The following is a 12,497-nucleotide window of genomic DNA, read 5'->3' as shown; positions in this document are numbered from 1 at the left end:
AATTTTGAATACGTATGCAAACATCCGCAAAAATTAAATGGCTGTCCATCCGCCATCTACTTTTATCGTATCGCCTGTAATAAACTTTGATAGATTGGAAGACAGGAATAGGGTGGCTGCGGAAACATCTTCGGGATCTGCAAGTTTTCCAAGCGGGATCCTGCCGTAGACTTCCTTTTCAAATTCCTTATCCTCAAACATCTTTGAAGTCAGCTCTGTTTCGATAAAGGTGGGAGCCACCGCGTTTACATTGATGCCATGTGATGCCCATTCCACCGCAAGTGCTTTCGTCAGCTGCACCATGCCGCCTTTACTTGCACAATAGGCCGCCCGTTTATAGTAGCCGACAAATGCCATCTGGGAAGCAATGTTGATAATCTTGCCGGATTGATTGGGAATCATATACTCAGCTGCTTTCTGGCTGCAGAAAAACGCTGCCTTCAAATTGGTGTCTAGCGTCAGATCCCAATCCTCTTCCGTCACTTCCATGGCTGGCTTGGCCCGGTTAATTCCGGCGTTATTGATCAGCACATCGATTGAGCCCATATAATCCACAGCTGCTTCTGTCATTCTTTTAATCTCTGAGACATTATTTAAATCAGCGGAAACATAATAGCTATTAGTATTAATTTTTTTCAGCTCATCGGCTGTCTGGCGGAGTGCCTCTTCATCTCTCCCCACAATTACAACCTTCGCTCCGTTTTCAGCAAAGGACATGGCGATATCTCTTCCAATTCCTTTGCTTCCGCCAGTCACGATTACCGACTTATTCTTAAGATCCGGAAAGTATCTCATACCATTTCTCCCTCAGGGATTCCCAGATCCTTCTTTAAGAATCGGATCAGCTCAGCTTCCCTTTTCTGATTGTACTCTTTGGAAAAAGCCTCATCCCACTTGTAGTAGCCTTCACCCGATTTATCGCCGAGCTTCTGTTCTTCTACAAGCTTCTTTAAAATAGGCAAGGATTCCTCCGCACCGGAAAGATGCTGGAACAAATAATCAGAGATAGCCGAGAAAACATCCAGTCCGCCCATATCGGCCGTCATCAAGGGGCCGGAAACCGGCAGCCTTCGTCCAATCCCATAAGTAACGGCATCATCAATATCTTCTTTGCTCGCAATGCCTTCCTCCAGAAGATATTGGGCTTCACGGAATAGTGCATATTGCAGGCGATTGCCGACAAACCCGGGAATCTCTTTTTTTACTTCGATCGGCTTTTTCTTCATCTGCATTAAAAGCTTAAAAGACCTTTCCACTGCTTCATCACCGGTCTTCTCACCGCGGACAACTTCGACAAGAGGAATCAGATGAGCCGGATTCCAAAAGTGTGTCACTACAGTACGTTCCGGGTGAGCAGTCTCTGAAGCAATATCCGTTGGACTAAGGCCGGAAGTATTGCTTGCGAGAATGACATCAGGAGCACATAGAGCGTCCAGACGTTTAAATAAGTCAATTTTTAATTGAAGATTTTCCGGTACAGCTTCAATTACGAAAGTTGCACCTTGAACTGCTTCTTCAACAAAGACAGTCATTTTAATATTTTCCTGAATGTGGCCAGCTTCCGATTCGGATAAAATACCATTATTGAGCATAACCTCAAGCTTCTTCAGCATGTTGGTCCAGCCCTGTTCCAAGTCGGCATCGCTGATTCCCTGCATTGTCACACTAAATCCGGCCCAAGCCGCATTAAGTGCAATGGAATGGCCCATCGTGCCGCACCCAAGTACAGCTATTCTCTCCAATCGCTCACCAACTTTCTGAAATTTCTAGTTTTTGAATACGTATTCAATATACAATGTAAGCGTTATAATTTCAAGATAAAATTATAAATTGTAAATATTTATTATCTTTCAGATTAGAAATCAATCAAACGTTTGATTGATTTTAAAGGACGTCGCCAGACTGCTTTCGTTCTTTTAATGTAAACAATACTAATAGAATCGGGATACCTGCAGATAGAGAAGCTCATTTTGCAAATAGATTGCTTGACCTGCAATGGCCAAATCCGCAAATAGTCCGTTTCGCACAATAGCCCTTATAAAAAAAGACAGAGAGCATAATCTCCCTGTCTTCACTGATACAATTATGTATCTAAAAACGTCTTCCCCTTCAACTGATTCAATGTCAAAACAAAGTCGTGCAGAAGCTTGTAGGAGTTTTCCATATCATCCAGGTCGACTACCTCAATCGGCGTATGTGTATAGCGGGATGGGATGGAGATAACCCCTGCTGTGACGCCTTTATTTGTCATATGTATGGCTCCGGCATCTGTTCCGATTCCCATGAAGACTTCATGCTGATAGGGGATATCTCCTTCTTCGGCTACTTTTTCGAGATGCTGAGTGACAAGCGGGTGGGCAATCAGGGATTTATCAGCGATTTTGATGCAAGGGCCGCTGCCAAGGATTCTCGTGCCTGTCATGAGCACGTCAAATGTGTCGCTGGTTGGCGTTGTATCAAGTGCCAGCGCAAAATCAGGCTCTACAGCTGCAGATACAACGGATGCTCCTCTTAGCCCAACTTCCTCCTGAACCGTAAAGGCACCATATATGTCGCCATGCTGAGCCCCATTTCCTCCAATGTTTTGAAGCAGACGAATCAATAGGGCGCAGCCTGCCCGGTCGTCCAAGGCTTTGCCGGTAACGCGATTATTTCCTATTTTCTTAAATTCGGTGCCATAGCTGATGGGCTGTCCAACCTTGATTCCCATTTCAGCTGCTTCTTCTGCTGTACGGGCTCCGATATCAATATAAAGATCGCGGTGGCTGGAAATGCGCTTTGGATCATCCCATTTCACATAGTGGGCCGAAATAGTTCCGATCACTCCATCCACATTTCCTTTTTCAGAACGGATTTTAACCGGCAATGATAAAAGAATACGGTCATCAAACCCGCCTAATTTTTCAAACCGAATTAACCCATTCTCTTCGATTTTCTTCACGATAAACCCAATCTCATCGGTGTGAGCTGCAATGACTAAAGAAGGAAAATCCGGGTTATTCCCTTTCTTTTTTACAATCAGATTCCCGACTGAATCGACATGGTATTCATCCACATAATCCTTCACTTCATTTAAAATAAATCTTTGTACATCCTGTTCAAAACCGCTCGGACCTACTATATTGCATAACCCTTTTAATAATTCATACACAGTGAAACCCTCCCTTTGATATGAAAAGAAATCCCCCGCTTTTGCAGGGGCTTCCGGCTGTTAATTAGTCAGGTAAACCTTTGTAAAATCATCATCTTCCATTGGATGTGCAGAGAATCCCTGGACATAGGCCGCCATTGCGATTGGCGGTGTTGTATGTGCGAGCGTCACCCACGGGGCATCTTTATGAAAAATTTCCTGAGCCTCCTGGTAAAGCTTTGCCCGTTCATCCTGGTCAAATGTTACACGTGCATCCTGCAGAAGCTTTGTAAATTCCTCATTTTCATAGAAGGCACGGTTACTGGCAGGTTTCTCCGTATTCGTTGCACTCAGGTTCGGGAACAGGAAGTTATCCGGATCGGCCATTACACCTGTCCAGCCGTATAATCCCATAGGATGTTCCCCGTTTCCGGACTTTTGAAGGTACGTTGCCCATTCATAGGTTACAATTTCAGCTTCGATGCCGACCTTCTTCAAATCTGACTGGATGGCTTCTGCCACCTTCATTGGCTGCGGCATATACGGCCTCGGATTGCTCATCGCCCAAAGCTGAGTTTTAAATCCATCTGGATAACCGGCTTCTGCCAATAGTTTTTTCGCTTCTTCCACATTCAATTTGTAGTCTTCAATGCTGTCATTATAGCCCCATAATACAGATGGGAATGGGTTTTTCGCCACTTCAGCATAGCCGTTGTAAAACGCATCCACAATGGCTTGTTTATCTATGGCCATATTGACTGCCTGGCGGACTTTAACATCATCAAAAGGTGCCATTTGTGTGTTCAGAACCATGTAGCCAATGTTAAAGCTTGGGCGCTTGACAAGACTTAAATTGGAATCAGCTTCAATGGTCGTGGCATCATCCGGATTTAACCCATCAATGATGTCGACTTCACCCGCTTGAAGAGCTGTAAGGCGTGCGGAATTTTCCGGAATAACGCGGAAGATCAGCTCATCCAGGTATGGACCTTCACCTGCATAATTTTCATTTTTCTTCAGCACTATTTTGTCATTGGTTTTCCAGCTGTCAAATACAAATGGGCCGGTTCCCACTGGATTTTGATAGAATTTGTCGCCATGCTTTTCGATCGCAGCCGGACTTGCAATTCCAAACATAGGAATAGCCAAATAGCTGATAAATGGAGCTGTCTTTTCAGTTAACTTAAACTCTACTGTTGATTCATCAACTGCTTTTACATACTCGATTTTATGGTTTGGATCTCCTTTAAACCCTCCATACAAGAAAGGGTAGTACGGAAAATCCCCGTTGTGGTAGGGGTTCTCAGGATCCATCCACCGATCAAAGTTGAACACGACAGCTTCCGCATTAAAATCGGTTCCATCCTGAAACTTGATGCCCTTTTTCAGGTTAATGGTCCAAGTCAGTCCGTCATCAGAGACTTTGTGGGATTCCGCTAATCCGGGCTGGACTTCAAGATTTTCATCATACACAAAAAGTGTTTCAAAAATATTGCTAGTTACACGGATGGATTCGCCATCTGTTACATTGATGGGATCCAATCCAATTGCATCAGCACCGCGGGCATAAATTAAGGAACCGCCCTCTTTTGGATCGCCGCTGCTGCTGCCAGATGCTTCTTCACCGCTGCCTGAACATGCTGAAAGCAGCATCGAAAAAATCAGTAAAATGCTTAATACTAATGAAGACTTCATTCTCATCGTTTTTTCCCCCTTGTAATTTCTATGTAAGCGGAGCTGAAAAGTAAGATAAGGTCATTTTTAGACTTTTCATACTTTTTAATAAAAATCAGTATATCTTAGATTATCGAAATATTCTACTATATTTTTAGAGACGAAATACTTATTTTTGAAAGCTTGTCTTATCAACTTCTCTACTATAAAGATTGTAAGCGATTACAAATATTTTCAGACTTTCTAATAGTTATTTAGATTACCTTAAACAAAAAAATGGCCCAGTCATCCTGAGCCATCCATGGAAACTAGATTTTATTAGAGATCCAAAAAAATAGCCCTTATAAGGCTATTTCAATATCCAAGACCAGGCTTCTTCCAGCTGATGGCCTTCAAAGTATTCAACCGTGATCCCCGGCAGGTAGTTCGTGAGCTTTGAAAAAGTGCCAATCCAGTCTTTATCACTTACAACAGCGAATTTATTAAACTGCTTCCATCTTTTTATATCAAACCCCATTCCTTCCGCTGCACCCTGGAAGGTTGTTCCGTCCACATCTGTCAAGATGGCCAGGATATTGAATTTCTGGTCTTCTTTAAAATTTTCTCTCACATATTGATCCAGTTTTTCAGCATCCTCCTTGGTTGCATTGCCATTAAAGGCTAAGGCAATGGTAGAAGGAGAGCGGGATTCTATCAATTGAAGCATAAATGATTACCTCCAAATTGTTTTATTGAGGTAAATTCCCGATTAAACGGGCTTCAAAACTAGCGTTGGGGTGTTTTTATTGAAAAATGGTGTGTTATTTGCAGTATTCACAATTGGGGCCTATTCCAGCAAAAATAGAACCAGCCTTCCCGGGCCGGTTCTATACCTTATTTCTTGCTGTAAAATCGGTCCCGGACCTTTTTGAGGCGGGCATGATAGTTTAATATATCGAGTCTTGCTTTCTCTGCTTCCGGTGCGATCGGACGGAGCTTCTCAATTTCCCAATAGTCTATAATGACATCGAGAACCTGATCAAAATATTCGAGCGGGCCGTAATTGGCTTCTTTTGCGATGATCGCCATGCGGTTTTCAAAATCCGGCATGACAGCACCCGGCATTTTAAAGTTCATGATGACGTTCGCGAGATAGTAGCAATAGTTAGGTTCTAATTGCAGGTGGTGTTTTATAACGTCCCTGTAAAAAGTATAATGCAGCGTCTCATCCTTAGCCAATCTTCTCAGCAGGCTGGACAAATCCTTATCATGAGGCCCTGCCACCTTCGCGACATTATAGTAAAACACCATGGTGGCCAGCTCCTGCATGGAGGTATATACCATTGTTTCAAATGGGGTATGGAAATCCGGGTTCCAGCCATTTTCCACTGTTTGCTTGTGAAGCTGGTGAAGCCTTCCCGGATGGACATTCCGGGTGATTAACAGATAGGTTTCAAGCAGGTTGGAGTGCTGATCCTCTTCCGCTGTCCAGGTATGCACAAATTCCTTAATAACACTCAATGACCCTTTAAAGGTCTGGTCCAAATAAGAGGTGAACCATGGAAGATTCACTTCTGTCAGGAGAGCTGTCTCCACTGCTGTAATGACGGGCTCCGGAAGCGTCACCTGGCTCTCATCCCATGGTACTCGCCGGAAATCCATGGCTTTATCCCAAGGAAGAAATTCGTGATAGCCCCAATCTATTTTTTCAGCCCGCTTTTTGTGCTCCTCATACAATTCCCTTACCTTCGGCTCCAGACGAAAATCAAGATGATTTGTTAACAAGTGTAGACCCCCATCGCTATTCTATAGCTAACTATTATGACCTGTTACTAAATTTACTATAGCACATTAGTTCTTTAACTAACTAATATAAAAGTCGAATTTTCAGGAAATTGGGACTTTAAACATGCAAATTTCTGCGTCCTTTCGACGTCAATCTCCAGCTGATGACAGCGTTCGTTTCGACATTGGTCGATGTCCTATTGGGTAGGATTCACTCTAGCAGCCAGCCGCTATTCTATCTTCAGTTCTGATCTTAGGCTGATACTCATGTGATAAAAAGAGGGAACTCCTATAAGTTAGATTTAAAATAAAAAACTTCTGTTAGAGAGCTTAAATCTATTAAAAAGCTAAACTGCCAGCTCAAGCTATTCCAAGAATTAATAAGCTGTTATTGGTGCACAACAAAAAAATCGCTTTGGACCTGCCAAAGCAGTCTCATTTCATATTGTTTTATAAAACATATTAAAAGAACTGTTTTAACTCTAAAACAGTTCTTAAGAATACTTCTTATATAGGAAAAGAAATAAGACAAGGTAGAGAAAGGCAGAGTTTTCCACCTTTCTTCCCTTGTCCGTTCCATCCGATTTCATCGGAATTTCCCAAAACCAAGCGTGGATGCTCTTGCAACTAGACGAATATCCAGAGATGGCTCAACCGGCAATGATTGATCATCCTCTATTCCCTCAATTTTACGAATGAGTTTGTTAGTGGATACTGCCCCGATATCATAGATAGGCTGTTCAATTGTACTAATTTCCGGCTCTACCATTTCGGTCAGCTTGATTCCATCAAAGCCGATTATTGCGACTTCCTGTGGAACTTGGTAGCCCATTAGCTTAAGAGCTTTGAGACAGCCGATCGCCATTAAATCATTGCCAAGAAATATCCCGTCCACATCTTTATGCTGGTTCATAAGGACTTGAGTCAGCAGCTTGCCGCTTTCTAATGTAAAGTCTCCTTCGCAGACGATAACTGCATCCTCTGGAGATTCTTTTCCATTCCTCTCGGCCCAATCAGTAACCGACTCCACATATCCCCGTTTCCGTTCCGATGATGGAGGGAATGACTTCGGTCCGCTGATATGGGCGATCTTCTTGCAGCCTGCCTCAATCAGGTGCTCAACAGCCAGCCTGGCCCCTTTATAGTTATCTAATCCAATCGAGTCACAGGTGTTATCTTCGGCTGCACGGTCAATTCTTACAAACGGTATTTTTGAGTTTTCAATAGCCTTCACGACTTTTTCGCTCATTTCGAACGATGCCAGGATAAAGCCATCGACATATCGGTTTTGAAGCTGTGTCCAAAAATGATTATCTTCCATATCCCCGTCCTGGGTATTGACCAGGATGATGCTGTACCCTTTTGATTTCGCCACTTCTTCAATTGCCACGACAAGCTCTGGAAAAAACGGGTTTGTAATATCAGGGATAATCAGGGCAATCGTCCGGGTTTTCTTTTTCGCTAATCCTCTCGCGATTTCATTTGGATGATAGTTTAAGCGCTCCATCACATCGCGAATTTTAAGCTCCGATTTTTGGCTGATATATCCTTTATTGTTTAAATACCTGGACACTGTCGCTACGGATACGCCTGCCTCCTTTGCAACATCCCGAATGGTAATTTGTTTTTCTCTCACGCAAAATTCTCCTTCGAAAGGATTCTTGTGCTCTAACCTATTTATTCATTTCTTTTACATGGAAACTTCGCACTGTTGTTTCCCCTTTTTCCAGCAGGCCAAATCCTGCCATTCCATATTCATTTCCCAATCCATCGAAATCCAGAACCCGTTCTCCATTGATTTCTATCTGAACAGCAGTTCCTTTGCTGATGGCCTTAACGTTATATATAGCTTCATGATTCCATTCATATGAAATTGTCTTTAAGCGCTTAAATCCAAAGTTATTTTCAATTAATGAAACCTGATTGTCACCATCGAATCCTGCCCAATAATAGCGTTCGGTTCCAATTGCCCGAAGAATGACCCCGTGGCTTTTTCCGGAAACAGGCTGAAAACTTATATCCAGTTCAAGGTCACGGCCATAATAGTTCCCTGTAAAGGAAGAAGTATCTCCTTCACCTGCAGCAGCTTTCATAAAACCATTTTCCAGCGTCCATTCGCCACGGTGATGAGCAAATGGTGTTACACATTTGAAATCCATGGCTTGTTTGGCAAAATCAATGGAGTAATCTGCATTGCCAAAGATCCGGAACTCGCCGATATAAAACTTTCCAAATGAACGGTTATCTGCAGGTGATGGACTCTCAACAATAAAGCCCACCTCATCAATCAATGCTCCATCAGTCTCCGGGATCACAAATTCAATATCAAGCCACTGCTGATGGTTTAATGTGATGGAGTCCAGCCTCACATCACTCTTTGTGTAACTATTGCGGACATAAGGAGTCAAATAAACATCCGCCCCACCTTGCCATTTATCCATATACACCTTTGCCGAAACCTTTTGTCCACTGTATGCAGAAGGTGCAAAGGTCGGCTTATATTTCTCATCATTAAAATCTTCACGGCGATAGAACGGCTTGTAAAATATTTTACTTGAATCCCCTTCTATAAATCTGTCAAACAGAACAGACAATGAGCCCCGGCGTCCCTCAATGCCTAGATCATTGCATGGGGTCAATAATGTCTTAAAAGCATTATTCGTCTTAAAGCCGTGGGTTGATCCCGGCAAGGTAAAATCCAGGTAAACTTCCCCGTTTCGGATGCTTTCCACTAATCTCTGTGGAGCTTCCAGCCCATTCACCTGATAGCCCAGAACGGCAAGCTCTTTACAGAAGGTCGGGATATCCAGCACATTCAAATAGCCTGACACGCTGGATGTCGCAATCATATCGTTGATTGGCTTTCGATAATGACCTGGAATTGCATCAAGGCCGGCAAAAACTCCTGCGATAGTTCCTACATTTCCTGCATTACAATCCGTATCCCAGCTGCACATCGTAGCTATTTCAACAGTCCGTGCTAAATCCCCTTTTCCATACATGAGGGCCAGGGCACATACGCCGGCATTTGGGATGATATGGCATACTCCCGTGTACTTATCATAGCCCCACTCATTTTCTAAATACTGACGGCACTTCCGGAAATCCTCTTCTTCCGGATGCTCCTGATAAAAATCAATCACAGCTTTCACGACAGCATAATAGGTGGAATCTTTTGGAATTACGGATAATCCTGCTTCGATAATAACATCCATGCTTTCAGCTGAAAAGGCTCTCGAAATACACGCTGCCATAAAGCGCGCCCCATATAGCCCATTTTTATCATGAGATACACTTGCCGCTATCTCAGCATAATCGGCTGCCTTTTGAATATTATCAGGAAAAAGCAATCCCCATGTATCGATAAAGATTTGTCCGCCAATCTGCTCAGCCATAATGATGCCATTGACTTCAGCCGAACCAGACTTTGGGGCAGGGATGCCTTTTTTAAGGTTTAAATAGGCCGTATGCTCTGTGCTGATTTGGTCTCCGCCCCACCAAAACATACCGATTCCTTCCCGCGAATAGTTCAGCCAGGCTCTTGCAACATCCTGCGGTGTCAGTTCCCGCCCCCGTGCGTCATCTATTAATGCCCGGATAAAATAAACCGGACCATTGGCATCATCGTCAGCAGAAAAGGTTTTATAATCCTTCACATACCCCCGGATATCGCCATGAATTTCCTGGATTTTTTCATATGACCATTCATTTGGCTCCAGTGGTGCCCCGAGCCGGATTCCAATATTCATTCCGAGGAAGCCGGCATAGACTCTCTCTACATAGTTTTTAGGCAACAAATTACTCAGCTCCCCATCCCCAAAGTGTTTTAAAGAAGGTTTTTTCTTTTTTCATTCAGCTGCAGGTCCTGCTCAATAATCAGCTTAGCAGTTTCTGAGAATTGGTCTGCTGTCTCGAGTAAATTCATTTTGTTCGTTTCCTGTAAAAGCTCAACATCTTCAGAACGAATAACACGTTCTCCGTACATTGCACCTAAAATAACACCGGCCATTACCCCGATGGAATCTGTATCACGGCCAGAGTTTATGCCATCTAATATAGTTCCATAGTAATCCCCATCATTTAACACCATGAACGCTAACGCCATTGGCAGCTCTTCAATGGAGAAAAGCCTGCTTGGTGTATAGTGATTGGAAGGTACACCAACCTTCTCCATTTTGCGGTGAACATCGTCTTTCATTGGCGAGTATGGTTCTATCACATTTTGGAATGTAGAAATAACCGTATCCATATCTGCACCTTCCGAATGCAATTTCCTGGCAGCTGCAGTTAAATCACGGATTGCATTCTTTGTTCCATCCTTAGCAAAATAAAGGGCTGTCTCCACAATTTCATCTACTGTCACATTTTCTTCAAAAGCCTTTGCCACACAGGCTGCCAGCACCCCAGCAGCTTCCAGGCCGTAGCTGCTTTGATGTCCCATTGCAAACAAAATCGCTTCATCATAGGCAGCCTTCGGATTTCCGGCATTGACGATTCCAACTGGCGCGATATACATCGCAGCCCCGCAGTTGATCATATTGCCAATTCCACCTTCACGCGGCTCACAATTGGCTAATACATGACGCATGAAAATATATTTTTCCGGGTAGAAGAGACGATCAATAATGAGCGCTTCTCTTCCAAACTCAGGGATATACGTTTTGTTAAAAGCGATTTCCTTCACAAATTCGTTTCCCATATCATAGGCATCTATATGTCTTTTTTCTTTGTTATAGACGTTTATGAGAGCAACAGTCATTAGGGTGTCGTCTGTAACTGTACCGTTGCCCCTTCTTCTGCCCAGATTTAAGTCAGCCGGGTAATCTCCCTTGTACCATCTGGTACGGAGCGACTCAACCCTCCTATACATTTTTTTAATCTCTTCATAGCTTAATTTTTCAACAGGTGCTCCCATCGCATCCCCAAGTGCAGTGGATAGCACAATACCTCTTACACGTTCTTTAAAAGTAACCATATGAAGACTCCTTTTTTACTGTTGTGTTTACTCTTTTCCACCTAGAGAGTAATAATCAGTCTTTGACTCCACCCTCAAAAGCACCCTTTGCATAATACTTTAATATCAACGGATAAATGAGCAGCAAAGGCACAACCGAGATGATGATCGTTCCTGCCTGCAGAGAAGCGAAATCAAGCGTTGCTATCTGATCATAGGATAGGAAGTTTTGCGCTCCCAGCAGTGATGTATTATCACGTTCTACTACAAATTGCCGAAGTACAAGCTGCAGTGGCCATTTGCCTGTGTCCGTTAAGTAGATTGTCGCCCGGAAGTATTCATTCCAGTGGTAAACTCCATAAAACAGACCCATTGTTGCCAAAGCCGGCTTCGATAAAGGCAGCATGATTTTTGTAAAGATACGGAAGTGCCCGGCCCCATCCATACGCGCTGCTTCCAGAATACTCTCAGGAACATCCTCAAAAAATCTCATCATAATAAACAAGTAAAATATATTGATTGTCTTATAAAGAATGAGAGAAGCGTAAGTATCCAGCAATCCAAGATTTTTCACCAGTAAGTATTCCGGTATTAATCCTGGTTCAAATACCATGATGACAATCAGGAAGATCATGACAAGATTGCGGCCAGGAAACTTCGTTCTTGCCAGCACATAGGCTGTCATTGCAGTAAGCAGCAGATTCAAGGCTGTACCCACAACGGTTATAAATAAGGTGTTAAAAATACTTTTTAAAATTAGCGGGTTTGATAATAAAATTTTGTAGTTAATGAGTGAAAATCCTTCAGGAATGATACCCAGGCCGCTTAGTTTATGGACTTTGAGAGGATCTGATAACGACATTGCCAGCAAGTGAAGAAGCGGAACTAGCACAGTTAAAGAAACTAAAAGCAAAATGCTGTAAATAATAATGGTTGATACACTTAATTTTTTTAATTTATTCATCATCGTTCCAC

11 protein-coding genes are annotated in these 12,497 nt (G+C 43.0%); 1 reads left to right on the top strand and 10 read right to left on the bottom strand.

The window, feature by feature from the left end; translation table 11 throughout:
* Positions 1-33: 33 nt before the first annotated feature.
* The 6 genes from NSQ49_RS14590 to NSQ49_RS14565 form a co-directional block, all read right to left on the bottom strand.
* Complete coding sequence (locus tag NSQ49_RS14590) at positions 34-795, bottom strand: SDR family NAD(P)-dependent oxidoreductase (protein WP_159863117.1); 762 nt, start codon at positions 793-795, stop codon at positions 34-36.
* Entirely contained in the window at positions 792-1,742 is a 951-nt protein-coding gene (locus NSQ49_RS14585) for a 3-hydroxyacyl-CoA dehydrogenase family protein (RefSeq protein WP_251283362.1), read from the bottom strand. Before NSQ49_RS14585 ends, NSQ49_RS14590 begins: the two co-directional genes overlap by 4 nt.
* 341 nt (positions 1,743-2,083) lie before the next feature.
* Positions 2,084-3,151, bottom strand: a complete 1,068-nt coding sequence (locus tag NSQ49_RS14580; protein ID WP_159863119.1) for a M42 family metallopeptidase — start codon at positions 3,149-3,151, stop codon at positions 2,084-2,086.
* A gap of 60 nt (positions 3,152-3,211) precedes the next feature.
* Entirely contained in the window at positions 3,212-4,831 is a 1,620-nt protein-coding gene (locus tag NSQ49_RS14575) for an ABC transporter substrate-binding protein (protein WP_251283363.1), read from the bottom strand.
* 322 nt (positions 4,832-5,153) lie between these two features.
* Complete coding sequence (locus NSQ49_RS14570; protein WP_251283364.1) at positions 5,154-5,510, bottom strand: SpoIIAA family protein; 357 nt, start codon at positions 5,508-5,510, stop codon at positions 5,154-5,156.
* Between the two features lie 167 nt (positions 5,511-5,677).
* The gene (locus NSQ49_RS14565; protein WP_159863122.1) at positions 5,678-6,568 is read right to left on the bottom strand and encodes an acyl-ACP desaturase; all 891 of its coding nucleotides are present in this window, start codon (positions 6,566-6,568) and stop codon (positions 5,678-5,680) included.
* Between the two features lie 338 nt (positions 6,569-6,906).
* Here NSQ49_RS14565 and NSQ49_RS26730 point away from each other — a divergent pair, with 338 nt between their 5' ends.
* The gene (locus NSQ49_RS26730) at positions 6,907-7,083 is read left to right on the top strand and encodes a DUF1360 domain-containing protein (RefSeq protein ID WP_159863248.1); all 177 of its coding nucleotides are present in this window, start codon (positions 6,907-6,909) and stop codon (positions 7,081-7,083) included.
* Positions 7,084-7,154: 71 nt separating this feature from the next.
* Here the strand turns inward: NSQ49_RS26730 and NSQ49_RS14560 are convergent, their stop codons facing one another.
* The 4 genes from NSQ49_RS14560 to NSQ49_RS14545 are packed head-to-tail and all read right to left on the bottom strand — an operon-like array spanning position 7,155 to position 12,489.
* The gene (locus tag NSQ49_RS14560; RefSeq protein ID WP_251283365.1) at positions 7,155-8,204 is read right to left on the bottom strand and encodes a LacI family DNA-binding transcriptional regulator; all 1,050 of its coding nucleotides are present in this window, start codon (positions 8,202-8,204) and stop codon (positions 7,155-7,157) included.
* 37 nt (positions 8,205-8,241) lie between these two features.
* Entirely contained in the window at positions 8,242-10,365 is a 2,124-nt protein-coding gene (locus tag NSQ49_RS14555) for an ADP-ribosylglycohydrolase family protein (protein WP_251283366.1), read from the bottom strand.
* Positions 10,366-10,394: 29 nt separating this feature from the next.
* Entirely contained in the window at positions 10,395-11,543 is a 1,149-nt protein-coding gene (locus tag NSQ49_RS14550) for an ADP-ribosylglycohydrolase family protein (protein WP_251283367.1), read from the bottom strand.
* Between the two features lie 55 nt (positions 11,544-11,598).
* Positions 11,599-12,489, bottom strand: a complete 891-nt coding sequence (locus tag NSQ49_RS14545) for a carbohydrate ABC transporter permease (RefSeq protein WP_251283368.1) — start codon at positions 12,487-12,489, stop codon at positions 11,599-11,601.
* Positions 12,490-12,497 lie beyond the last annotated feature (8 nt).

It is taken from the genome of Cytobacillus sp. FSL R5-0377 (genome assembly GCF_038004385.1).
GTDB lineage: Bacteria > Bacillota > Bacilli > Bacillales > Cytobacillaceae > Cytobacillus.
This window is presented reverse-complemented; position numbering and strand designations above follow the sequence as displayed.

Excerpts from the sequence above, each read along its gene's own strand:
- NSQ49_RS14590 (WP_159863117.1), bottom strand. The coding sequence starts at position 795 with ATGAGATACTTTCCGGATCTTAAGAATAAGTCGGTAATCGTGACTGGC.
- NSQ49_RS14575 (WP_251283363.1), bottom strand. The coding sequence starts at position 4,831 with ATGAGAATGAAGTCTTCATTAGTATTAAGCATTTTACTGATTTTTTCG.
- NSQ49_RS14570 (WP_251283364.1), bottom strand. The coding sequence starts at position 5,510 with ATGCTTCAATTGATAGAATCCCGCTCTCCTTCTACCATTGCCTTAGCC.
- NSQ49_RS14550 (WP_251283367.1), bottom strand. The coding sequence starts at position 11,543 with ATGGTTACTTTTAAAGAACGTGTAAGAGGTATTGTGCTATCCACTGCA.
- NSQ49_RS14545 (WP_251283368.1), bottom strand. The coding sequence starts at position 12,489 with ATGATGAATAAATTAAAAAAATTAAGTGTATCAACCATTATTATTTAC.